This is a genomic window from Bifidobacterium ramosum (genome assembly GCF_009299505.1).
GTDB classification, from domain to species: domain Bacteria; phylum Actinomycetota; class Actinomycetes; order Actinomycetales; family Bifidobacteriaceae; genus Bifidobacterium; species Bifidobacterium ramosum.
In genome coordinates this window covers 135440-156776 of sequence record NZ_WBSM01000008.1, presented here as the reverse complement: position 1 = coordinate 156776, position 21337 = coordinate 135440, and the positions used below count along the sequence as shown (strand labels likewise).

Below are 21337 nucleotides of genomic sequence, written 5' to 3'. Positions count from 1 at the left end.
AGAGAACCGAAGGAGTTCATCTATGAAGAACCTGTTCACATGGGCGCTGCACGGCGACGGCAAGACGCTCGCCCCCGGCGAGGTCGTCGAACCCGACGAGCGCCTGACCTGGCCGCGCACCGCCGGCATCGGCGCGCAGCACGTCGTCGCCATGTTCGGCGCGACCTTCCTCGTGCCGATCCTCACCGGCTTCGACCCGTCGACCACGCTGTTCTTCACCGCGCTGTCGACCGCGCTGTTCCTGCTCATCAACAGGAACGTGCTGCCGAGCTACCTCGGCTCGTCGTTCGGTTTCATCGCGCCGATCACCGCCGTCACCACCGCGCACAAGGGCCTCGCGGTCGCCAGTTTCGGCATCATGGTCACCGGCCTGCTGCTCGCGCTCGTCGGCGTGGCCGTCCACTATGCCGGCTCGAAGTGGATCGACATCATCATGCCGCCGGTCGTCAACGGCGCCATTGTCGCGATCATCGGCTTCAACCTCGCGCCGAGCGTGTGGAACAATTTCAAAGCCGCGCCCGACACCGCGCTCGTCACGCTGGTCGCCGTGCTGCTCATCGCCGTGCTGTTCAAGGGACTGACCGGCCGACTCAACATCCTGCTCGGCGTGATCGTCGGCTACGTGTACGCCTGCGCCCGCGGCCAGGTCGACTTCTCCGCCATCGGCAAGGCCGCCTGGATCGGCCTGCCGCACTTCCACACCCCGCAGGTCGACTTCTCCATCCTGCCGATGTTCCTGCCCGTCGTGCTCGTGCTCGTCGCCGAGAACGTCGGCCACGTCAAGTCCGTCGCCCAGATGACCGGCCGCGACTACGACAACCAGATGGGCACCGCCCTGTTCGCCGACGGCCTCGGCACCGCCATCGCCGGCTTCGGCGGCGGCTCCGGCACCACCACGTACGGCGAGAACATCGGTGTGATGGCCGCCACCAAGGTCTACTCGACCGCCGCCTACTGGTGCGCGGCCGGCTTCGCCCTGCTGCTGAGCCTGTGCCCGAAGTTCGGCGCGATCATCAACACCATCCCCGCCGGCGTGCTCGGCGGCGTGACCACGCTGCTCTACGGCATGATCGGCATGATGGGCATCCGCATCTGGGTCGAGAACAAGGTCAACTTCGACAAGCCGCTCAACATCATGGTCGCCGCGATCGTCATGATCATCGCCATCGGCCAGTTCGAGTTCGCGTTCAACGGCATCCAGTTCAACGGCATCGCCATCGGCACGATCGTCATCCTCGTCGCCTACCACGGCCTCAAGGCCATCGGCAAGGCCACCGGCACCATCGCCAAGGACGATCCGGACATCCTGTAGCCGTCCGGTCCCGGCCGTCACGGATATCGAGGCTCCCCGCGCATAACAGGGAGCCTCGATTGCGTATTGGGGCGGCCGAGACGGCGGAATCGATGGGCGGAGGACGGTGGTTGGGAAGCGTTACGGCCGGGACCGGAATGCGCCGGGCGTGACGCCGACCCGTTTGCGGAAGACGTTCACGAAATAGCTCGCCGTGGAGAACCCGCACGCCCGGGCGATCTCCGTGATCGATCCGTTCGTCTCCCTGAGCAGCCGCCGGGCCTCTTCGACGCGGCGTTCGGTCAGATACTCGTTCGGCGTGCGACCCACGTACTTGCGGAACAGGATGCAGCATTGGCTGCGGCTGACGCCTCCTGCCGCCGCGACATCGTCCAATCCGAGCGGATCTCGGAACCGATGCTGGATAAGACCGGTCATGCCCAGAACGCTCATGCGGTTGCGCTGCTCGATGGACTCGTCCTCGCCCGGCCCATCACCGCCATTCGGCCGGAATCGGTCGAGCACCATATCGCACAGCTCGATCGCCGCGGCCACCGCCGGCAGCGGCGACATATCGGTGCGGTTCTCCGAGCCGCGCACCCCGCCTCCCGGAGCCAGCCTCACCACACGCTCGATGCCCATGAGCACGTCCTGCTGCCAGCCGACATCCGGCGTCAGCAACAGACAATCGTCCATATGCTGCGCGAATGCCCGTTCGCAGCGGGCCGTTACGCTCGGCGTCAGATGCTCGAACAGGGACGGGCTGATCACCGCGCACGAGAATCGCACATCCTGTCGCGTAGGGGAGAAGCCATAATGCAGGCGGCTTGAATTGACCACCACTCCTTCGCCGGGATGGAGAACCGTGACCCGTCCGTTGACGAAATGATGCAGATCGCCGTTGATCACATGGATGAATTCAAGGTCGCGATGCCAGTGGCACGGGCACCGGCAATCAGGAAAGATCGACAGCGGATCACAGCGCGCGTAGATCGGCAGTTCGGGAATGTTGTATTCGATGCGCTCCGACAGATCGGAGAGCACGGTGATCCTCTTCATTGGGCGCATGACATCCTTCCATCGTCGCAATCTACTATTTTGATATTACCGTGTCGAGAAATGCAATCGTGACATCCGTGTCGGTGCCTTCGAAAACCTATCATAAAAGCATCTTCCAGCTGCAGAGGAAGAACGCAATACCAACGCCATCGAAACGATGATATGGACGGTTCCGCCATATCGGGCATCTCGATGCATATGTCACAAGGAGTGATCGAAATGCGTAGCCATGCACTGAAGAACAACGCCGTACTGTCCGACCTGGCCTTTGAAGGCAACCGCCTGCTCGACCGGTTCTTCGCCACCTGCCGCGCGTGGGTGGCCCGTCAGCTCGTCCATCCGGACGAGGAGAACTGGTGGGCGATGTGGTATCCGAAGAACGCCGCGCAGATCGGCTGACCCGACCTGAGGGTGGATGCGTCGCCAAGGGTCTGGACGTCTGCCGCCCATGCGCGCCGCCGGGCGAAACGCGGGTCTGACCGGTTCGATATGCTGACCGTGAACTTCGCCGCACGGCACGGCATCCGCACGGAAACGCAAGGAGGCACATATGGCAGCATCGAACGGACGGAAGATCGCGATCGTTACCGGCAGCGCATTGGGACTCGGCTACGAACTGACCCGACAGCTCATCGAGCGCGGCTGGTTCGTCGCCGGCATCGACTTCAACGCCGAACGGCAGGACGCGCTCGCCGAGGAATTCCCGTCCGACGTCTACCGTGGTTATGTGGGCGATGTGTCCGACGAGGCGTTCGTTCGGCAGTCCGTCGCCGAGATCAAGGCGCTCGGCCATATCGATCTGCTCATCAACAACGCCGGCCAGCCGTCGTTCAAGGTCCCGACCGGCTATGAGGCAGCCGACATCGACAAGTGCCTCAAAGGCCTCAAGGGCATGATCCTGTGGTCGGTCGAAACGCTCAAGGCCGACGATGAGACAGACCTTAAGATCGCGAACGTGATGAGCACCGCCGCCACGCGCGGCAACGCGAACGAATCCGTGTACTGCGCGACCAAATGGGGCGAAAAGGGCTACACGCAAAGCCTCAAGGCCGCCTACAAAGGCACGAGCGTGAAGGTCGTCGGCGTCTACCCGGGCGGCATCGACACCGCGTTCTACCGCGACAGCCACGACTACGTCTCCGAGGAAAAGCAGCACACGTTCATGAACCCGGCCGAACTGGCCGAGGTCATCCTGTGCAACCTCGTCAACGACGCGAACCTCACCGTCTCCGACATCCTCATCGAACGCAACTACGTGTGAAAGTAGCGGGCACCGGCTACAGTGATCAGGTTTGCGCACCTTGCGCGAGAATCCTGACATGAAAGGCCGCTGTGCCCAAGAAATTCACCAAGAAGACGTCCAAAGCCAAGAAGAAGACCTTCGTCGACGACCTCGCCGAACCATATGCCGTGACCGAGCCGGCCATCCCCGCCGAGCCCGTGCCGTTCGCCGAACTCGGCGTGCCCGATCCGCTGCTGCGCGTGCTCGCCGCCGACGGCAAGACCACGGCGTTCCCCATCCAGGCCGATACCCTGCCCGACTCCCTGTCCGGCCGTGACATCCTCGGCCGCGGCCGCACCGGCTCGGGCAAGACGCTCGCGTTCTGCATCCCGCTCGCCGCACGCCTGTGCGAGGCTGCGTGGGAGCCGGGTATGCCGATGGCCGACTATCGCCGCAGCATCAAGGCCATCCGCGCCGCGCACCTCGAAGAACGCAAGGCCGACGACTTCATGCCGCACCCGCGCGGCCTCATCCTCGCGCCCACTCGCGAACTCGCCAACCAGATCAACGACGTCGCCCTGCCGCTCGCGCAGATGGCCGGCATGACCACCACCACCGTGTACGGCGGCGTCAAGTACAGCCGTCAGATCCGCGATCTCAAGGCCGGCGCGGACATCGTCGTCGCCTGCCCGGGCCGACTCGAGGATCTGCTGCGTCAGAACGCGCTCACCCTGGCCAGTGTCGAGATCGTCATTATCGACGAGGCCGACGAAATGGCCGATATGGGCTTTCTGCCGCCGGTCCGCCGCATCCTCGAACAGATCCGGCCCGACGCGCAGCACATGCTGTTCTCCGCCACGCTCGACCACGGCATCGACGAGGTCGTCCGCGACTTCCTGCATGATCCGAAGGTGCACAGCGTCGCCGAACCCGAACATGCGGCCGACGCGATGGAACAGCACGTGTTCGAGATCGAGAAGTCCGACAAGAACGACATGGTGCGCACGCTTGCCTCCGGTGTCGGCAAGCGCATCCTGTTCACCCGCACCAAGTTCCAGGCGAAGAACCTCGCCAAGAAACTTACCCAGTCTGGCATCCCCGCATCCGAACTGCACGGCAACCTCTCGCAGAACCAGCGCGACCGCAACCTCGCCGCGTTCGAGGAGGGCGACGTGAACGTGATGGTCGCCACCGACGTGGCCGCGCGTGGCATCGACGTGAGCGACGTGGAGCTCGTCGTGCAGGTCGATCCGCCGGAGGACCCCAAGTCGTTCGTGCACCGGTCCGGCCGCACCGCGCGCGCCGGCAAGTCCGGCGTCGTGGTCACGCTCGTCGCGCCAGACCAGCGGCGTGAGGCCCGGCGCATGCTCAGGGCAGCCGGCATTGAGGCCACGCCGGTTAAGGTGCGGCACGATTCGCCCGAGGTACGTGAACTGGTCGGCGAGACCGCCGCATTGGTGGAGGGTTGGAGCCTCGACCAGACGCAGCCGGCCGGCGGACGCGGACGCAAGGGCCGTGACCGCAAGGGACGCGGCGATCGTTCCGACGACCGGGCCAAGGCGCTCCGGCATCTGCCGGGTGCGGACCTGACGGACGACCGCGATCTGGAGGGTGGCGGCGAGACGCGTGAGCATCGGGCGGAGCGACTGATGCACGAGCGCAACGCGATGAAGAAGGAACGCCGGCGTCGCCGTGCCGCCGAACGACTGGAGCGCGCCGCGCGTGCCGCCGAGCAGATCGCCGCGTCGGCTGCATCGTCGTCTGCGTCCGCGGTCGTATCCGCCGCGTATGACGGCACCGATGACACGACCGTGACTGCGACGGGCGTCCATGACGCACGCCGCAAGCCGCGCGGCAAGGCAGGGGAGCGACGCGCACGTCGCGAACGCGAGGCCGCGCTCGGCATCGTCCGCGACGACACCGCGACCGCTGCTTCGACCGCCGCCGTGCGATCGTCCGACCATGATCGGACGCACGATCGCACCGCCGTGGCGCACGGCCGGTCCACGGCCGCGGATCGCACGGCCCGTCGCAACGGCGATATCGACCGCGACCGCCGACGCTCCGGTGCCGCCTCGTCCGGCGTCGCGTTCAACAAGTATGGCAAGCCGGTCAAGGACCGGTCCTCCGGCACGCGGTCCCGTTCCGCGGACGACCGGTCGCACGGCGGCAAACGCATCCATCGCGACGAAAACCGCATCCTGCACGACGAGCGTGGCGAAGCCGTCAAGCGTCACGAACGCCGCATGATGGCCAAGTACGGCAACGCCGACGGTCCGCGCCGCCGTCACTCCAAGATCAAGCGCGCCCCGTTTCGCAGCATGGGCCGCTGACCGACGCTACGTGCGCCGGTCGTGCGGCGGTTCGTCATGCGCGCCGATCCGTCTATGTGCATGCCGCCGGTCACGCATGTGCCGATGATCGCTGCACGATGAGCCGCCTGCCGCACGTGCCACGTATCGGCCCGTCGTCCCCGTCCCCGCGTGGCAGAAAACGCTCGCTGACGCTCCGCTCAGCGAGCGTTTTCTGCCACGCGGGCATTCTCGGGGTTTCGTCGGCGGCCCGCATAAGATGTTCACCGTGACGAACCAAGACCAGACCACACGCACGCCGACTGCGACGTCGGTTATGCCTCCGGCGCCGGCACCTTCCGGCGACGCGCCCGCACGCCGTCGGCGCGCCTTCGAGGCCGCATTACCGCTGACCCTGCCCATCGCCGCCGGATTTCTGTTCCTTGGCTGCTCCTACGGCCTGCTCATGCATGCCAAGGGCTTCGCGTTCTGGTACCCGGTCTCGATGGCGTTCTTCATCTTCGCCGGTTCGATGGAATTTGTCACGGTGAACCTGCTGCTATCGGCGTTCAATCCGCTCGCCGCGTTCCTGCTGGCGATCATGGTCAACGCGCGGCATCTGTTCTACGGTCTGTCGATGCTTGGCAAATTCCGCAACATGGGCTGGAAGAAGCCGTATCTGATCTTCGCGATGTGCGACGAGACGTTCGCGATCAACTCGTCCGCGACGATTCCGCCGGACGCGGACCGCGGCTGGTTTATGCTGTTCGTTTCGCTGCTCAACCGCTGGTATTGGATCGGCGGTACGGCGCTCGGCTGGCTGGTCGGCGGCCTGCTGCCGTTTTCGACGCGCGGCATCGAATTCGTGCTGACGGCGTTGTTCCTGGTGATCTTTCTCGACCAGTGGATGGGGGAGAGGCGGCACGCGCCCGCGATGATCGGCGTGCTGGCGTCCGCATTGTGCCTGTGCGTGTTCGGTGCGGACCGGTTCATGATTCCCGCGCTGGTATTGATGCTGATATTGTTCGCCGTGCTGCGGCCGTATCTGGATGACATGAAGGCCGACGAAACGGTTGGAACGGTGACGACGGACGGTGAAACGGCGGCCGCCGAGACCGCGGACGATGAACAGGGCGAGCAGAAGGAGAACGGACGATGACGATGAGCCTGTGGCAGGCCGTGGCGACGATCGCCGTGGTCGCGTTCGGTACGATGCTCACCCGGTTCGTGCCGTTTCTGCTGTTTCCCGAGTCGAAGGAGCCGCCGCGGTTCATCCGCTATCTCGGCAAGGTGCTGCCATATGCGATGACCGGTCTGCTGGTGGTGTATTCGCTCAAGGACGTGTCACTGATGTCCGGCAGCCACGGGATTCCCGAGGCGATCGCGATGCTGGCGATCATCGCATTGCACGTGTGGAAGAAGAATATGCTGCTGTCGATCGCCGGCGGCACCATCCTCTACATGCTGCTCGTCCAGCTCGTCTTCGTCTAGCTGGAGTCGTCCATATCCGCGTTCCCTCCCTTCAACGGACATACAGCCGATTACGGGGACAAATCGGCTGTATGTCCGTTGGGGAATTGAGACGGATGAATCGTAATCGATGAATCGTAATCGATGAATCGTAATCGGAGACGTAATCGGGGCTGTAATACTTGCTGTTCCCCTGCCGCGCCTGCTCGTTTCCGTTCCTATTCTCTAACGGACATACAGCCGATTCGGCCACGAAATCGGCTGTATGTCCGTTAGAGAATAGGAACGGCGGATGGGGACGTGGTGCCGGTCGGACGTGGACGCCGCCGTGGCGACGGTCAGACGGCCAGTCCCATGCGGTATTTGAGCGCCATGACACGGCGCGCCGACCGTGTGACCTTGGCGGCGAACCCGGTGTCCGAACGCGCCCGTGCCAGCAACCCGTCGATGATCGGTTGTACGTAGTCGGTCTCGCCGATGCAGGCCAGATCGCCGCCGGCCTCCACAAACCGCACGCCGAGCTGATCGACCGGCACCGCGCCGACCGCGGCGGCCGACAGCGAATCCGACGTCACCACGCCGTCATAACCGTCCGTGCCGCGCAGCAGCCCGTCGATGATCGTGGACGAAAACGCGGCCGGATGATCGGCGTCGATCCGCTCATACGTCGCCAGCGACATCATCACCAGTCCCGGATCGGCCTGCCGAACCACCGTCGCGAACGCGCCGACCTCCGGACCGGCCTCCGTGGTCGTCGTGTCGAGGATGCCGTCGGCGGTGAAATCCGTGTTGCCAGTCACCGCTCCCAGCCCCGGATAATGCTTGACCGCCGACCACACGCCGGCGTCGCGCAACCCTTGTGCAAACGCGACGGCATGCGCCGCATTGCCCGCCGCATCGAGCCCGAAATCACGGTCCAACATGCCGATCGGCGCGTTCGCCGTACGATCGACGGTCACTGTATCCGCCACCGGCGCCAGATCGACGTTGATGCCCGCCTGCGCCAGCTGCGAGCCCCACACGCCCGCGGCCGAACGCAACGCGTCCGCGGTCATCCGCCCCTGCTCGACGGCGGACGGCATCGCATCGAAGCCGGCGCCCTGCAGATGCTGCACCAGACCGCCCTCCTGGTCGGTCGCCATGATCAGCCGGTTGCCGGCCGGCGCATACGATTGCAGCGTATCGGCCGCGGCGCGCACCGACGCGACGCCGTCATTCCAGTTGCCGATGATCAACACCGCGCCGACATGCCGTTCGCCGATCAGCGACTGCATCGTCGCGGGATCGGTACCGGCATACAGCGGCGCCATGATCAGCTGCCCCACCTGCTCTTCGAGACTCATCGACGCGACCGCACGCCGTGCCCGGGCCTGATTCGCGTCCATCGGCGCCGGCACCGCGGCACGGATCAGCGCACGGCGTATCAGCGTCGGCGTATCCGCCGGCGCAATGGTACCGGTATCGCCACTGGCGTTCGCGTCTGTCGTACCGTCCGGCAGCGGCGCGCACGATGTCAGCGCCAACGTCAGCGCCGCGCACAGCAGCGTCGCACACGTCATACGGACACGGCGCAGGATCCGATCGATACGGTCATCAGAACGTTTCACAGTTGTCGATTATCGCACGTTCGCCGTGCCGATGATCGATACCAAGGCGGCTGGTCGACGTCGTTCAGCTGCTCTGGTATTGCACATGCGCCGCGCGTTCGCTGAACGTCAGCTGAAAGCATTCCCGCCAAGCTCTGGGCGTAAGCCCCTCCGCACCTGACGCTACGCTGGGACCATGTCATTTTTCGATGCGTTTGGTCCATTGTTCGACGGTTCCCAGGGCGGCGATCGCCGGGGAGCCGACAACGGCGACGATCCGGTGATCCTCAACGTCCAGACGGACGGCGACACCGCATCCTCGCCATATTCCGGTGCCGCCGGCGGTCCGTCGCAGCCGCCGCGCCGCCCGACGGGCCCGCGCATCACGCAGCGTCCCAGCCGTCCGTCCTCGAATCGGGGCAGCAAGATCCTCATCGGCGTCGTGCTTGCGCTCGTCGTCATCGTCGGCCTGTTCTTCGGTCTCGCCCAGTTCATCACCGATCTCATGTGGTACGGTCAGCTCGGCTTCCAGAGCGTCGTATGGACGCAGCTGGGCACTAAGGTCGGTCTGTGGATCGCGTACGCGCTGCTTATGGCCCTGACCGGTTTCGTCTCCGCCGTGCTGGCGATCCGTGCACGCCCCGATTCGGACGACGGCTCCACGATCCGCATCAACGGCGACGTGATCGAGATCGGCAAGGGTGTCGCCTCGAAGACCGCCCGCCGTGTCGCCGTCGTGGTCTCGTTGCTGGTCGGCGCCGTGTTCGGCGCGCAGTTCAACGCGAACTGGGCCGACGTGCTGCTCATGTTCAATGCGCAGTCCTTCGGCACCACCGACCCGCAGTTCGGACTTGACAACGGCTTCTACGTGTTCGTGCTGCCCGGCCTCAAGCTCGTGGTCGCGGCCGTGTCCATGCTCCTCGGCGTCGGCCTCGTGTTCTCCGTCGTCTCCCACGTGCTCATGGGCGGCATCCGCTTCACCATGCCCGTGCACGGCCGCGGCATCCTCGCCGTCACCAAGCGCGCCCGCCGTCAGATCGCCATCTGGCTCATCCTCAACATGCTCGCATGGTCCGCACGTCAGATCATCGGCGTGTTCACCCATCTGACCGAGCAGGGCAGCCGCATCACCGGCGCCACCTACACCACCGTCAACGCCACCATCCCGGTCACGTTCATCATGGCCGCGATCACCGCCGTCCTCGGCGTGTTCCTCGGCATCTGGCTCATGCGTTCACACGCGCTCGAAGGCCCGGCCAAGCCGACCGTGCGCGCCGTCGCCGCGCTCAAGGCGTGGCGCACGCCGGTCGTGGCCATCGCCGCCGCGCTCGTCGTCTCCATGGTCCTCACCGTCGTCTGGCCGATGCTGTTGCAGCGCTTCAAGGTCAACCCGAACGCGCAGGAGATGGAATCGACGTACATCCAGCGCAACATCAAGGCCACGCAGCAGGCGTACGGCCTCGACAACGTGAAGGTCGAACAGTATCAGGCCACCACCAAGGGCGAGTCCGGTGCGCTGTCCGGCGAGGCCGACACCACCGCGCAGATCCGCCTGCTCGACCCGCAGATCGTCTCGCCGACGTTCAAGCAGCTGCAGCAGTCCAAGCAGTACTACACCTTCGCCGACACGCTCGCCGTCGACAAGTACGACATCGACGGCGAAAGCCAGGACACCGTGATCGCCGCCCGCGAACTCGACCTCGACGGACTCGACAACCGCAACTGGGTCAACGACCACACCGTGTACACGCACGGTTACGGCGTCGTCGCCGCATACGGCAACAAGGTGACCGCCGATGGCCAGCCGAAGTTCTTCGAATCCGGCATCCCCACCCAGGGCAAGCTCACGGATTCCGAGCAGTACGAGCCGCGCATCTACTTCTCGCCGAACGCGACCGAATACTCGATCGTCGGCGCGCCGGAAGGCACCAAGTCGTGGGAATTCGACTATCCGACCGGTTCGGAGGGCGCGACCACCACGTTCACGGGCGACGGCGGCCCGTCGGTTGGCAACATCTTCTCCCGTCTGCTGTATGCGATCCGCTTCGGCTCCGACCAGATCCTGTTCTCCGACCGCGTGACCAGTGCCTCGCAGATTCTCTACGATCGCTCGCCGAAGGAGCGCGTCGCCAAGGTCGCGCCGTACCTGACGCTCGACGGCCGCGTGTATCCGGCCGTGGTGGACGGCCGTGTCAAGTGGATCGTCGACGGCTACACGACCTCCGACGCGTACCCGTACTCGCAGATGACCGATCTGGGCGCGGCGACCGCCGACTCGACCACCGAAACGTCCGACACCGTGCAGGGCCTCGGCTCGCAGCAGGCCAACTACATCCGCAACTCGGTCAAGGCCACCGTCGACGCATACGACGGCTCGGTCGACCTGTACGTGTGGGACGAGAACGACCCGGTCATCAAGGCCTGGCAGCAGATCTTCCCGGGCCAGTACCATTCCGTCTCCGAGATCTCCGGTGACCTCATGAGCCACCTGCGCTACCCCGAAAATCTGTTCAAGGTGCAGCGCGAACTGCTCGCCAAGTACCACGTGACCTCCGCAAACCAGTTCTTCTCCGGCGAGGACTTCTGGCAGACGCCGGTCGACCCGACTGAATCCGAGGCCGATCAGGCCAAGGATATCCTGCAGCCGCCGTACTACCTGACGCTGCAGACCGGTGGCACGAACGAGCCGATCTTCTCGCTGACCTCCTCGTACATCCCCGCCGGCACGTCGACGCGCGAGATCCTGACCGGCTTCCTGTCGGTCGACTCCGACGCGGGGGGCGAGAAGGGCGTGATCGGCAAGAACTACGGCACGATCCGCCTGCAGGAGCTACCCAAGGACTCCAACGTACCCGGCCCCGGCCAAGCGCAGAACAACTTCAACGCCGACGCCGACGTGTCCAAAGAACTCAACCTGCTGCAATCCGGCTCCACGAACGTGGTGCGCGGCAACCTGCTCACCCTGCCGCTCGGCGGCGGCCTTGTGTACGTGCAGCCGGTGTACGTCAAGTCGAGCGGCTCGACCTCGTTCCCGCTGCTCAAGAAGGTGCTCGTCGCGTTCGGCGATCAGGTCGGGTTCGCCGATACGTTGGACGAGGCGCTCGACCAAGTGTTCGGCGGCGACTCCGGTGCGGCCGCGGGCGACGCGGAGAACGCGGCCGGCGGAACGGGCGGAAACGGTTCCGGCAACGGGTCGTCCGATCAGAACGGTTCCGGCACGACCGGCGGCGGCAAGGGCAACGACACGTCCGGCAATCAGTCGAACGGCTCAGACCAGAACGGCTCCGGCTCAGCCTCCACGAACGCCGACCTCAAGGCCGCGCTCGAGGATGCCGCACAGGCCATGAAGGACGCGGACTCCGCCATGAAGAACGGCGACTGGTCCGCCTACGGCGACGCCCAGAAACAGCTGCAGGAGGCGATCAACAAGGCCCTCGAGCTCGAGCAGCAGTAGCAGGGGGCGCCTGCGGTTCGGACATCACCGTCCGAGTACCAGCGAGGGGTCGCGGTTCATCAATCCATAACGGGATGAACCGCGACCCCCTCTCGTCATATCGCATGCCATCGTCGACGCATACGCGGCAGCCGAACGATCACTCGTCGGGATTCTCATCGTTCTCGACCGGTCCGAGCAGCACACGCTCGCACACGTTCACGATGGCCATAAGCAGTACGGTCAGCGCCACGATCACGATCGTCGCGGAGAAGATCAGCGGTGTGCGGAACGAGTTGTACGCGGCCTGCAGCCAGATGCCGAGGCCCTTGCGCGCGCCCAGATACTCGGCCGTCGTGGCCGTGGCGAAGATATAGGCGGCGCTGATGCGCACACCGCCGAAGATCTGCCGAGCCGCCACGCGCAGCTTCACATGCCACAGCGTCCACACCGGCGTCGCGCCGCAGGTGAGCGCCACATCCGAATAGAACTGCGGCACCGCCTTCAATCCACGGATCGTCTGCACGGCGATCGGGAACAATCCCCAGAACGCGGTGATGACGATCTTGCCGGAGATCTCAAACCCGAACCAGATCAGAAACAGCGGGGCGATCGTGATCAGCGGCATCGTCTGCGCCGCATACAGCAGCGGGTACAGGGCCGCGTTCAGCGTACGGAAGCAGTAGAACGCGATACCGACCAGTATGCCGGCCAATACGGCGAACGCGAAACCGACGAATCCCTCGAACGCGGTCACCTGCGTCGCCGGCCACAGCGTAGGCCACGCGTCGATCGTCGCCTGCACGATCTGCGTGGGGGAGGAGAACATGCTCGCCGGTATATGCGCGAGCCGCACCCAACCCTCCCATACGGCCAGCAGGATGATCACGGCCGTCGTCGTCGCGATCCGATCCTTGATACGTTCGCGGCGTTCCTCCAGATCGTCGTGCCGAGTATCCATCATCGTCACCTTCCCCTTTCCGTGGGGTATCCCATGCTCCACCAACGAAAGGCGACCTGCGGTAAGGTGAGGAGCCCGCGCGCCGTTTCGTCCGAAACCCGACAGGCCGTACGCATACGGCCCATACGGCCATGACCCATTATGAACGGTTCGCGGACTTTCCCCGAACTGTGGCGGCGGTTGTCAACCGTGCAGGTACAATGGCAGTGCTTCAGCGCCAATGTGTGGCAAACCGGACGGCATGGATATCGATGGCAGCGTCCGGGGGCATTGGGCAAGCGGAATCAGGCCCTCCGGTCGTGCTCTGTCGAACTCCGCTTGAAAGCGTCCCAGAGCGCGACGCGCGGTATCACCGCGTTTACGAGAAGAACTGATTTAGGGAATCATCATGACGTTCATGTCAACCATGCGTACCACCATCACCCGCGTGTTCGCGGCCGGCGCGGCCGCGGCCATGGCATTCGCCGTCGCAGGCTGTGGCAACACCGCCAACAACGCCTCCGACACCTCGTCGAACAAGCTCACCAAGGTCACGTTCATGCTCGCGTGGACGGCCGACACCAACCACATCGGCGTCTACGTGGCCAAGAACAAGGGCTACTTCAAGAACGCCGGCCTCGACGTCGACATCGTCGCCGTCGCACAGGCGGGCGCCGAGCAGGCCGTGAACAACGGCGTCGCCGAATTCGCGCTGTCCAACCTGTACAACGCGGCCAGCTACACCGACCTGAAGGGCGCGCACATCAAGCAGGTCCTGCAGGTCCAGCAGAAGCCGAGCGCCATCTGGTGCGCGCTCGCCAGCAACACCGCCATCAAGTCCCCGAAGGACTTCGACGGCAAGACGTTCGCCACGTTCGGCGGCAACGAGTCCGACATCGTCATCAAGCGCATGATCCAGAACGACGGCGGCAAAGGCGAGTTCGACAAGGTGACCGTCGGCACGTCCACGTTCAAGACGCTCGAATCCGGCAAGGCCGACTTCGGCGGCTTCTACTCGACGTGGGAGGGCGTGCAGGCCGAAATGTACGGCCCGCAGCTCAACTGCTTCAGCGAGCCCGACTACGGCGTGCCCGGCAACGGCGACGCGATCGGCATCATCACCAGCGACAAGATGATCAAGGAACAGCCGGACGTCGTACGTAAGTTCGTGCAGGCTGCCCAGCAGGGCTACGAGTACGCGTACTCGAACCCGGACGACGCCGCGGCCATCCTCGCCAAGGACGCCGCCGACTACAACCTCGAGGAGGCGTTCGTCAAGAAGAGCATGCACGTGATCGTCGACGGCCAGTACTGGGGCGACCCGGCCAAGATCAAGGACGGCTCGTTCGTGCTCGGCACCAACGACTTCGTCGAAACGCAGAAGCGCTTCGACTTCCTTGGCGAAGGCCACGCCTACACCGACGCCAACGGCAACCCGACCGACAAGGTGCCGCAGGCCAAGGACGGCGCCACCAACGAATTCCTGAAGGGAGCCAAGTAACCATGACCCGCCTCGTGCTCGACGTCGACACCGGCATCGACGACACCCTCGCCCTGTGCTATCTGCTCGCCTCGCCCGAGGCCGAGCTTCTGGGCGTCGTCGGTACCTACGGCAACGTGACCGCGCGCGACTCCGTGTGCAACAACCACGCCGTGCTGCGACTGTTCGGGCGCGAGGACATTCCGGTCATGCTCGGATGCGAGGCGCCATCCTGGGCCGACCTGTTCGAGGTCGACGCGGGATGCGCCCGTTTCCATGGCTCCAACGGGCTCGGCAACGTCGATCCGGCCGATTATCTGGACGGCCGGACGGACGATGCGGCCACGGACGATGTGGCCATAGACGGCGATGCCGATGACATCGCCGGCACCGCAGCGAGCATGGACACGACAGTCGCCCGTCCATCCGTCGCCGCATTCCGCACGCGACTGACCAAGTCGGTCGGCGGCGAGCGTATCGACGTCGATGCGGCGGCCGAATCCACTGCGCTCGCCGATGCGGCCGCCGCATCCCGCGACGGCGCAGGCGTGCGGTTCATCGTGGACTCGGTGCGCGCATACGGCCGTGACGTGACGGTCGTCGCGACCGGCCCGCTCACCGACGTGGACGCGGCCATCCGGCTCGCGCCCGACATCGTGCCGCACCTGCGGCTCGTCATCATGGGCGGCTCGCTCACGCAGGAGGGCAACTGCTACGACCTGATCTGCGAAACCAACATCTTCCAGGATCCCGAGGCCGCGAACCGCGTGTTCCGCTCCGGCGCGGATGTGACCATGATCAGCCTCGACGTGACGCACCAGTGCCTGATGACGCGCGACGACGCCGACCTGTGGCGGGCGACCGGCACGCGGCGCGGCGCGTTCCTCGCCGACATGGTCCGTTTCTACATCGACGCGAACGAGGCCAGCGACCCGATCTTCCTCGCCGGCAGCCCCCTGCACGACCCGCTCGCCGCGGCCGTCGCGCTCGACCCGACGCTCGTCGGCCTGTTCGACGTCAACATGATGACCGAAACGGCCACCGGCAACGGCCACGGGTTCCGCGGCCGCACCATCGGCGACCCGACCCGGCTGCGCGACCCGCACAAGACCGCGCACGTCGCGCTCACCGTCGACGCGCCGTGCTTCACCGCGCGGTTCCGTGACCGGCTCGCCGGACTGTGCGCGGCGTAACGCCGTCCGGCCTGCCGCATGCCCGGTCGCGCGCGTGATACGGTGCCGTGCGGCCCGCGTGTCCGGGTGCTATGGTCGGTAGACATGCTGAACTATGAGATTCGTCCCGCTGAGGACGCCGATCTGCAGGCCATCACCGACATCTACAACGAAGCGGTCATCCGAGGCGGCGCGTCCGCCGATCTCGAACCGGTGTCGCTGGAGATGCGTCGCGCATGGGTCGACTCGCACAGCCCGCGGACGAAGTATCCGGTCGTCGTCATCGACGCGATCGATACGGCGACCGGCGAACGCACGACCGCCGGCTTCGGCTCGCTGTCGAAGTTCCATCAGCGCGCCGGCTACGACGGCGTCACCGAACTGAGCTACTACATCGCCGGCGAATATCACCGGCAGGGACTCGGCACGGCGATGGTCTCCTGGCTGCTCGACGCCGCCGTCGCGCGCGGGTTCCGCCACGCTGCGGCCATCATCTACGCCGACAACGCCGGCTCGGTCGCGCTCATGCGCAGGTTCGGCTTCACCCGGTTCGGCCTGTTGCCGGCCGCCGTGACTACCGCCGGCGACGATACGCTCCACGACATGAGCTACTGGTACAAGAAGCTGTGACAGGTTCGGTCCTGTGCGGCCGTCCTGATACGTCTGGTGAGTGGGGTCACGTGACGGTCCTGTTCCTCGGCTGGCTGGTCGGGCCTGATCTGGCCGGTGCGGGGGAGGGGAGGCCACGCGATGGAAATGACGCTGTTTTTCCATCGCGTGATCGGCTGTGAGTCACGGGATGGCAAAACGGGGACGATCTTCCATCGTGTGACCTCAATACACGGTCACGCGACGGCAGAGTATCGTGTCAATGCCGTCGCGTGACGATATCGCTGGTCACGCGATGGCAAACGCGCCGGAATTACCATCGTGTGACCCAGATATACGGTCACGCGATGGGAAAACGACGCCGATATGCCATCGCGTGACCTCGCCGGGCCGGTGATCTCACCGCGGATGCCGCCGATGACGGCGGGAACGGGTATGATTCGTGTGTTTGCGTACGGTCGAACACCGTGACGGCAATGCCGTGATGGACGGTGGAACGATGACAAGGGAACACGAAGGAACAGGGCAATGGCATCTGATTTTTGGCTGATCGTAGGACTGGGCAATCCGGGCAAGAAGTACGAGGACACGCGGCACAACATGGGCTTCATGACCGCCGATGTACTCGCCGAACGCTGGTCCGTCGCGTTCTCCGACCATAAGGGGCTCGCCATGCTCGGGAAGGGCGCGATGAACCTGCAGGGCCGCACCGTCAAGTTCTTCCTCGCCAAGCCGCTCACCTACATGAACGATTCGGGCAACGCGGTCGCCTCGATCAGCGCCTACTATCAGATCCAGCCCGACCACATTGTCGTCATCCATGACGACATGGACCTCGAATTCGGCCGCATCAAGGTCAAGGCCGGCGGATCGGCCGGCGGCCACAACGGCATCAAATCCATCGACAAGGCGCTGAACACGCCGAAGTACGCGCGCGTGCGCATGGGCGTCGGCCACGCGAAGCGCGGCGCCAACGCGCACGACAACACCATCAACTGGGTGCTCGGCGGCTTCGGCCCCGACCAGCGCAAACAACTGCCCGAATTCCTCATGGACGGTGCGGACGCCGCCGAGGACATTATCTTCAACGGACTCGCGAAGACCCAGGAGAAGTTCAATGGCCGCTGACGCAGCGCAGACGCGCGGGACATCGAACGGCGTCATGCCGACCGACGGATCGCTGACCGGCATCCTCGACGCGCTCGGCAGCGACCCTCAGTTCCACGGACTGATCGTCGGCGACATCGACGCCGTGACCGGCAAGGACATCGACCCCGCCATCACCATCGGCATACCGGAAGGCCTACGCCCGGCACTGGCCGCCGCAGTGGCCGCGCGCCGCGCGCCGGTCGTACTCGTCGTCGCCTCCGGGCGTGAAGCCGAAGAGACCGTGAACGCGTTGCGCTCCTGGTATGACGGCGATCCGAACGAGATCGCCCAGCTCGAGGCATGGGAGACCCTGCCGCACGAGCGTCTGAGCCCGCGCGCCGACACTGTTGCCAGCCGCATGGCCGTCTTCCGCCGGCTTACGCACCCGAGCGACACCGATCCGATGTTCGGGCCGATCCGCATCCTCGTCATGCCGGTGCGTTCGCTCATCCAGCCGGTCGTCAAGGGACTCGGCGACGTTGAGCCGCTCGTGTTCACGCAAGGTGAGGAACTGTCGCTCGACGAGGCGTCCCGGCGGCTCGTCGAAAACGCGTATACGCGCGTCGATCTCGTCATGGACCGCGGCGAATTCGCCGTGCGCGGTGGCATCATCGACGTCTTCCCGCCCACCGCGCCACACCCGGTGCGCATCGAGTTCTTCGGCGACGAAATCGACACGATCAGGGAGTTCCACGCCTCCGACCAGCGCACGTACGGCAACGGCATGCACACCATCTGGGCGACGCCCTGCCGCGAACTGCAGCTCACACAGGCCGTGCGCGATCGCGCGAAGAGCCTCATCGGGCAAATTCCGAACGCCGACGACATGTTCGAATCCATTGCCAACGCGATCCCCGTCGAAGGCATGGAATCGCTCATGCCCGCGCTCATCGACGACATGGAGCCGATCGCCGGCATGATCGACCGGCATGCGATCGTCATGCTGTCCGATCCCGAGAAACTACGCCGCGCCGCCGAGGACCTCGCGAAAACCGCGAACGAATTCCTCGCCGCCAGTTGGCATGTCGCCGCCGCCGGACACGGCGCCGGCGCGCCGATCACGTTTGACCAGGCCAGTTTCCTCGACTTCGAAGAGACGATCAACGGGCTTGAGTATTCGGATCACGACGTGTGGAAGCTGTCCAGCTTCGGCGTGGACACGACCATGCCGAACCATGTGCAGCTCGCCGCGCAGAACCCCGGCGAATACCGCGGCGACGAGGCGAAGGCCGCCGCCGGCATCGAAGGCCTCATCGACGCCGGATACCACGTCACCGTCACCGCCGCCGCGCAGGGCACGCTCGCACGACTCAAGCGCGCGATCAACGAGACCGGCATCGCCAGCTTCGACACGATCCGGTCGCAGGCCGTCGACGGCTTCGTCGACACCGCCGCGAAAACCGCGCTGCTCACCGAACGCGACCTGACCGGCCGCTCGTCCGCCGCCGGCGTCGCGAAAACACCGAAACGCCGCCGCAAGGCCATCGACCTGATGGAACTGAAGCCCGGCGATTTCGTCGTGCACGAACAGCACGGCATCGGCCGGTTCGTCGGCATGAAACAGCGCGAGATCGGCTCCGGCACGAACAAGACCACACGCGAATACCTCGTCATCGAATACGCGCCGAGCAAACGCGGCGCCCCGGCCGACAAACTGTTCATCCCCACCGACCAGCTCGACCTCGTCAGCAAGTACATCGGCGCGGAGGTCCCCAAACTCAACAAGCTCGGCGGCTCCGACTGGGCCGAAACCAAGGCGAAGGCGCGCAAGCACGTGCACGAGATCGCCGAGGATCTGGTCAAACTGTATTCGGCGCGACAGCGCACGCCCGGCTTCGCGTTCAGCCCGGACACCCCGTGGCAGAAGGAGCTGGAGGACGCGTTCCCGTATCAGGAGACGGCCGATCAGCTCACCACGATCGACGAGGTCAAGGCCGACATGGAGAAGCCGGTGCCGATGGACCGTCTGATCTGCGGCGACGTCGGCTTCGGCAAGACCGAGATCGCCGTACGCGCCGCGTTCAAGGCGATCCAGGACGGCAAGCAGGTGGCCGTGCTCGTGCCGACCACGCTGCTCGTCCAACAGCATTACGAGACGTTCTCCGAACGGTATGAGGGTTTCCCGGTCACGGTCGCGGCGATGAGCCGTTTCCAGACGACCAAGGAGATCAACGAGACGATCGAAGGGCTCGAATCCGGCGCGGTCGACGTGGTGATCGGCACGCACAAGCTGTTGAACCCGAAGATCAAGTTCAAGGATCTTGGCCTCGTCATCATCGACGAGGAGCAGCGCTTCGGCGTCGAACACAAGGAGACGCTCAAGGCGCTGCGCACGAACGTGGACGTGCTGAGCCTGTCCGCGACGCCTATCCCACGCACGCTCGAGATGGCCGTGACCGGCATCCGCGAGATGTCGACGCTCGCGACCCCGCCCGAGGACCGTCTGCCGGTGCTCACGTACGTCGGCGCGTACGAGGACGCACAGGTCACTGCGGCCGTACGGCGCGAGCTGCTGCGCGGCGGTCAGGTGTTCTTCGTGCACAACCGCGTGCAGGACATTTCCAAGACCGCGGCGAAGATCCACGAGCTCGTGCCCGAGGCGCGCGTCGGCATCGCGCACGGCAAGATGGGGGAGAAGCAGCTCGACCAGATCATCCGCGATTTCTGGCACCGCGACATCGACGTGCTCGTGTGCACGACGATCATCGAAACCGGTTTGGATATCTCGAACGCGAACACGCTCATCGTCGATCATGCCGACAAGTTCGGTCTGTCGCAGCTGCACCAGCTGCGCGGACGCGTCGGCCGCGGCCGGGAGCGCGCGTACGCGTACTTCCTCTATGATCCGACCAAGCCGATGACTCAGCAGTCGCACGACCGTCTCGCCACCATCGCGCAGAACACGGCGCTCGGTTCCGGCTTCGACGTGGCCATGAAGGATCTCGAGCTGCGCGGCACCGGCAACCTGCTCGGCGACGAGCAGTCCGGTCACATCGAAGGCGTCGGCTTCGACCTGTACATCCGCATGGTCTCCGAGGCCGTCGAGGCGTACAAGGCGCCCGAGGAGAGCGTCGAGCCGCTGGCCGTGACCATCGACCTGCCGATCGAGGCGTCGATTCCGGTGGACTACATCGACTCCGACAAGCTGCGGCTCGAGGCGTACCGTAAGCTCGCCGCCGCCCACACCGAGGACGACCTGCACGATCTGGCCGAGGAGCTCACGGACCGCTACGGCAAGCTGCCGGAGGAGTTCGAGATGCTGTTCGGCGTGGCGCGGCTGCGTATGAGGGCGCGCAAACTCGGCATCTCGGAGATCATCGCGCAAGGGCGCAACGTGCGCGTCGGCAGGATCGACCCGCCCGAATCCATCCAGATGCGCATCAACCGCATCTACAAGGGCGCCCAGTATCGGCCGGTCACGCACACGTACCTGATCCCGTCGCCGTTCGCCGGCTCGCTCGGCTCCGGCCCCATGAGCGGCGACCTGGTCATGGACTGGACCAACGACCTGCTCAACGACTTCGCGTGGACGCCGAAGAAGAAGTAAAACTCTGCAGCTGATACCTGCTCGTGCCATTATCGATTGGCGTGAGCAGGTATCATATTGGTCGTGTGTGAGAACGATGAAGGAGTCT

15 protein-coding genes are annotated in these 21337 nt (G+C 65.1%); 12 read left to right on the top strand and 3 right to left on the bottom strand.

The window, feature by feature from the left end:
- Window positions 1-22 precede the first annotated feature (22 nt).
- Window positions 23-1312, top strand: coding sequence for a uracil-xanthine permease family protein (locus DSM100688_RS08370; RefSeq protein ID WP_152358630.1), 1290 nt, complete (start codon window positions 23-25; stop codon window positions 1310-1312).
- A 120-nt stretch (window positions 1313-1432) separates the two neighbouring features.
- Here DSM100688_RS08370 and DSM100688_RS08365 read toward each other — a convergent pair whose 3' ends face one another.
- Window positions 1433-2350: an AraC family transcriptional regulator gene (locus DSM100688_RS08365; protein WP_163146903.1), complete on the bottom strand. Its 918-nt coding sequence runs from the start codon at window positions 2348-2350 to the stop codon at window positions 1433-1435.
- A 219-nt stretch (window positions 2351-2569) separates the two neighbouring features.
- Here DSM100688_RS08365 and DSM100688_RS08360 point away from each other — a divergent pair, with 219 nt between their 5' ends.
- The 5 genes from DSM100688_RS08360 to DSM100688_RS08340 all read left to right on the top strand — a co-directional run bounded on the left by DSM100688_RS08360 (window position 2570) and on the right by DSM100688_RS08340 (window position 7354).
- On the top strand, window positions 2570-2749 hold the full coding sequence (locus tag DSM100688_RS08360; RefSeq protein ID WP_152358628.1) for a hypothetical protein: 180 nt from the start codon (window positions 2570-2572) through the stop codon (window positions 2747-2749).
- Between the two features lie 151 nt (window positions 2750-2900).
- Window positions 2901-3611 (top strand): SDR family oxidoreductase, encoded by a 711-nt coding sequence (locus DSM100688_RS08355; protein WP_152358627.1) that lies wholly within the window; start codon window positions 2901-2903, stop codon window positions 3609-3611.
- A gap of 149 nt (window positions 3612-3760) precedes the next feature.
- Entirely contained in the window at window positions 3761-5905 is a 2145-nt protein-coding gene (locus DSM100688_RS08350) for a DEAD/DEAH box helicase (protein ID WP_152358661.1), read from the top strand.
- A gap of 295 nt (window positions 5906-6200) precedes the next feature.
- On the top strand, window positions 6201-7022 hold the full coding sequence (locus DSM100688_RS08345; protein WP_152358660.1) for an AzlC family ABC transporter permease: 822 nt from the start codon (window positions 6201-6203) through the stop codon (window positions 7020-7022).
- Window positions 7019-7354, top strand: coding sequence for a branched-chain amino acid transporter permease (locus DSM100688_RS08340; RefSeq protein WP_152358626.1), 336 nt, complete (start codon window positions 7019-7021; stop codon window positions 7352-7354). Before DSM100688_RS08345 ends, DSM100688_RS08340 begins: the two co-directional genes overlap by 4 nt.
- Before the next feature lie 317 nt (window positions 7355-7671).
- Here the strand turns inward: DSM100688_RS08340 and DSM100688_RS08335 are convergent, their stop codons facing one another.
- The gene (locus tag DSM100688_RS08335; protein WP_240811851.1) at window positions 7672-8940 is read right to left on the bottom strand and encodes a glycoside hydrolase family 3 N-terminal domain-containing protein; all 1269 of its coding nucleotides are present in this window, start codon (window positions 8938-8940) and stop codon (window positions 7672-7674) included.
- 175 nt (window positions 8941-9115) lie between these two features.
- Here DSM100688_RS08335 and DSM100688_RS08330 point away from each other — a divergent pair, with 175 nt between their 5' ends.
- Window positions 9116-12373, top strand: coding sequence for a UPF0182 family membrane protein (locus tag DSM100688_RS08330; RefSeq protein WP_152358625.1), 3258 nt, complete (start codon window positions 9116-9118; stop codon window positions 12371-12373).
- Window positions 12374-12512: 139 nt separating this feature from the next.
- Here DSM100688_RS08330 and DSM100688_RS08325 read toward each other — a convergent pair whose 3' ends face one another.
- On the bottom strand, window positions 12513-13313 hold the full coding sequence (locus DSM100688_RS08325; protein WP_152358658.1) for an ABC transporter permease: 801 nt from the start codon (window positions 13311-13313) through the stop codon (window positions 12513-12515).
- Between the two features lie 406 nt (window positions 13314-13719).
- Between DSM100688_RS08325 and DSM100688_RS08320 the strand changes: the two genes are divergently transcribed.
- The 5 genes from DSM100688_RS08320 (at window position 13720) to mfd (ending at window position 21249) form a co-directional block, all read left to right on the top strand.
- Window positions 13720-14793 carry an ABC transporter substrate-binding protein gene (locus DSM100688_RS08320; RefSeq protein ID WP_152358657.1) on the top strand — a complete coding sequence of 358 codons (1074 nt, stop codon included), beginning with the start codon at window positions 13720-13722 and terminating at the stop codon, window positions 14791-14793.
- Window positions 14794-14795: 2 nt separating this feature from the next.
- Window positions 14796-15965, top strand: coding sequence for a nucleoside hydrolase (locus tag DSM100688_RS08315; RefSeq protein ID WP_152358624.1), 1170 nt, complete (start codon window positions 14796-14798; stop codon window positions 15963-15965).
- Window positions 15966-16049: 84 nt separating this feature from the next.
- Complete coding sequence (locus DSM100688_RS08310) at window positions 16050-16574, top strand: GNAT family N-acetyltransferase (protein WP_163146902.1); 525 nt, start codon at window positions 16050-16052, stop codon at window positions 16572-16574.
- Between the two features lie 507 nt (window positions 16575-17081).
- Window positions 17082-17681, top strand: a complete 600-nt coding sequence (pth, locus tag DSM100688_RS08305) for an aminoacyl-tRNA hydrolase (RefSeq protein ID WP_152358623.1) — start codon at window positions 17082-17084, stop codon at window positions 17679-17681.
- Window positions 17671-21249 (top strand): transcription-repair coupling factor, encoded by a 3579-nt coding sequence (mfd, locus tag DSM100688_RS08300; RefSeq protein WP_152358622.1) that lies wholly within the window; start codon window positions 17671-17673, stop codon window positions 21247-21249. Before pth ends, mfd begins: the two co-directional genes overlap by 11 nt.
- The last annotated feature ends 88 nt before the right edge of the window (window positions 21250-21337 follow it).

Coding starts and splice junctions, on each gene's coding strand:
- DSM100688_RS08330 (WP_152358625.1), top strand. CDS start 9,116: ATGTCATTTTTCGATGCGTTTGGTCCATTGTTCGACGGTTCCCAGGGC.
- pth (WP_152358623.1), top strand. CDS start 17,082: ATGGCATCTGATTTTTGGCTGATCGTAGGACTGGGCAATCCGGGCAAG.
- DSM100688_RS08365 (WP_163146903.1), bottom strand. CDS start 2,350: ATGAAGAGGATCACCGTGCTCTCCGATCTGTCGGAGCGCATCGAATAC.
- mfd (WP_152358622.1), top strand. CDS start 17,671: ATGGCCGCTGACGCAGCGCAGACGCGCGGGACATCGAACGGCGTCATG.
- DSM100688_RS08345 (WP_152358660.1), top strand. CDS start 6,201: ATGCCTCCGGCGCCGGCACCTTCCGGCGACGCGCCCGCACGCCGTCGG.
- DSM100688_RS08370 (WP_152358630.1), top strand. CDS start 23: ATGAAGAACCTGTTCACATGGGCGCTGCACGGCGACGGCAAGACGCTC.
- DSM100688_RS08355 (WP_152358627.1), top strand. CDS start 2,901: ATGGCAGCATCGAACGGACGGAAGATCGCGATCGTTACCGGCAGCGCA.
- DSM100688_RS08320 (WP_152358657.1), top strand. CDS start 13,720: ATGCGTACCACCATCACCCGCGTGTTCGCGGCCGGCGCGGCCGCGGCC.
- DSM100688_RS08315 (WP_152358624.1), top strand. CDS start 14,796: ATGACCCGCCTCGTGCTCGACGTCGACACCGGCATCGACGACACCCTC.
- DSM100688_RS08325 (WP_152358658.1), bottom strand. CDS start 13,313: ATGGATACTCGGCACGACGATCTGGAGGAACGCCGCGAACGTATCAAG.
- DSM100688_RS08360 (WP_152358628.1), top strand. CDS start 2,570: ATGCGTAGCCATGCACTGAAGAACAACGCCGTACTGTCCGACCTGGCC.
- DSM100688_RS08340 (WP_152358626.1), top strand. CDS start 7,019: ATGACGATGAGCCTGTGGCAGGCCGTGGCGACGATCGCCGTGGTCGCG.
- DSM100688_RS08310 (WP_163146902.1), top strand. CDS start 16,050: ATGCTGAACTATGAGATTCGTCCCGCTGAGGACGCCGATCTGCAGGCC.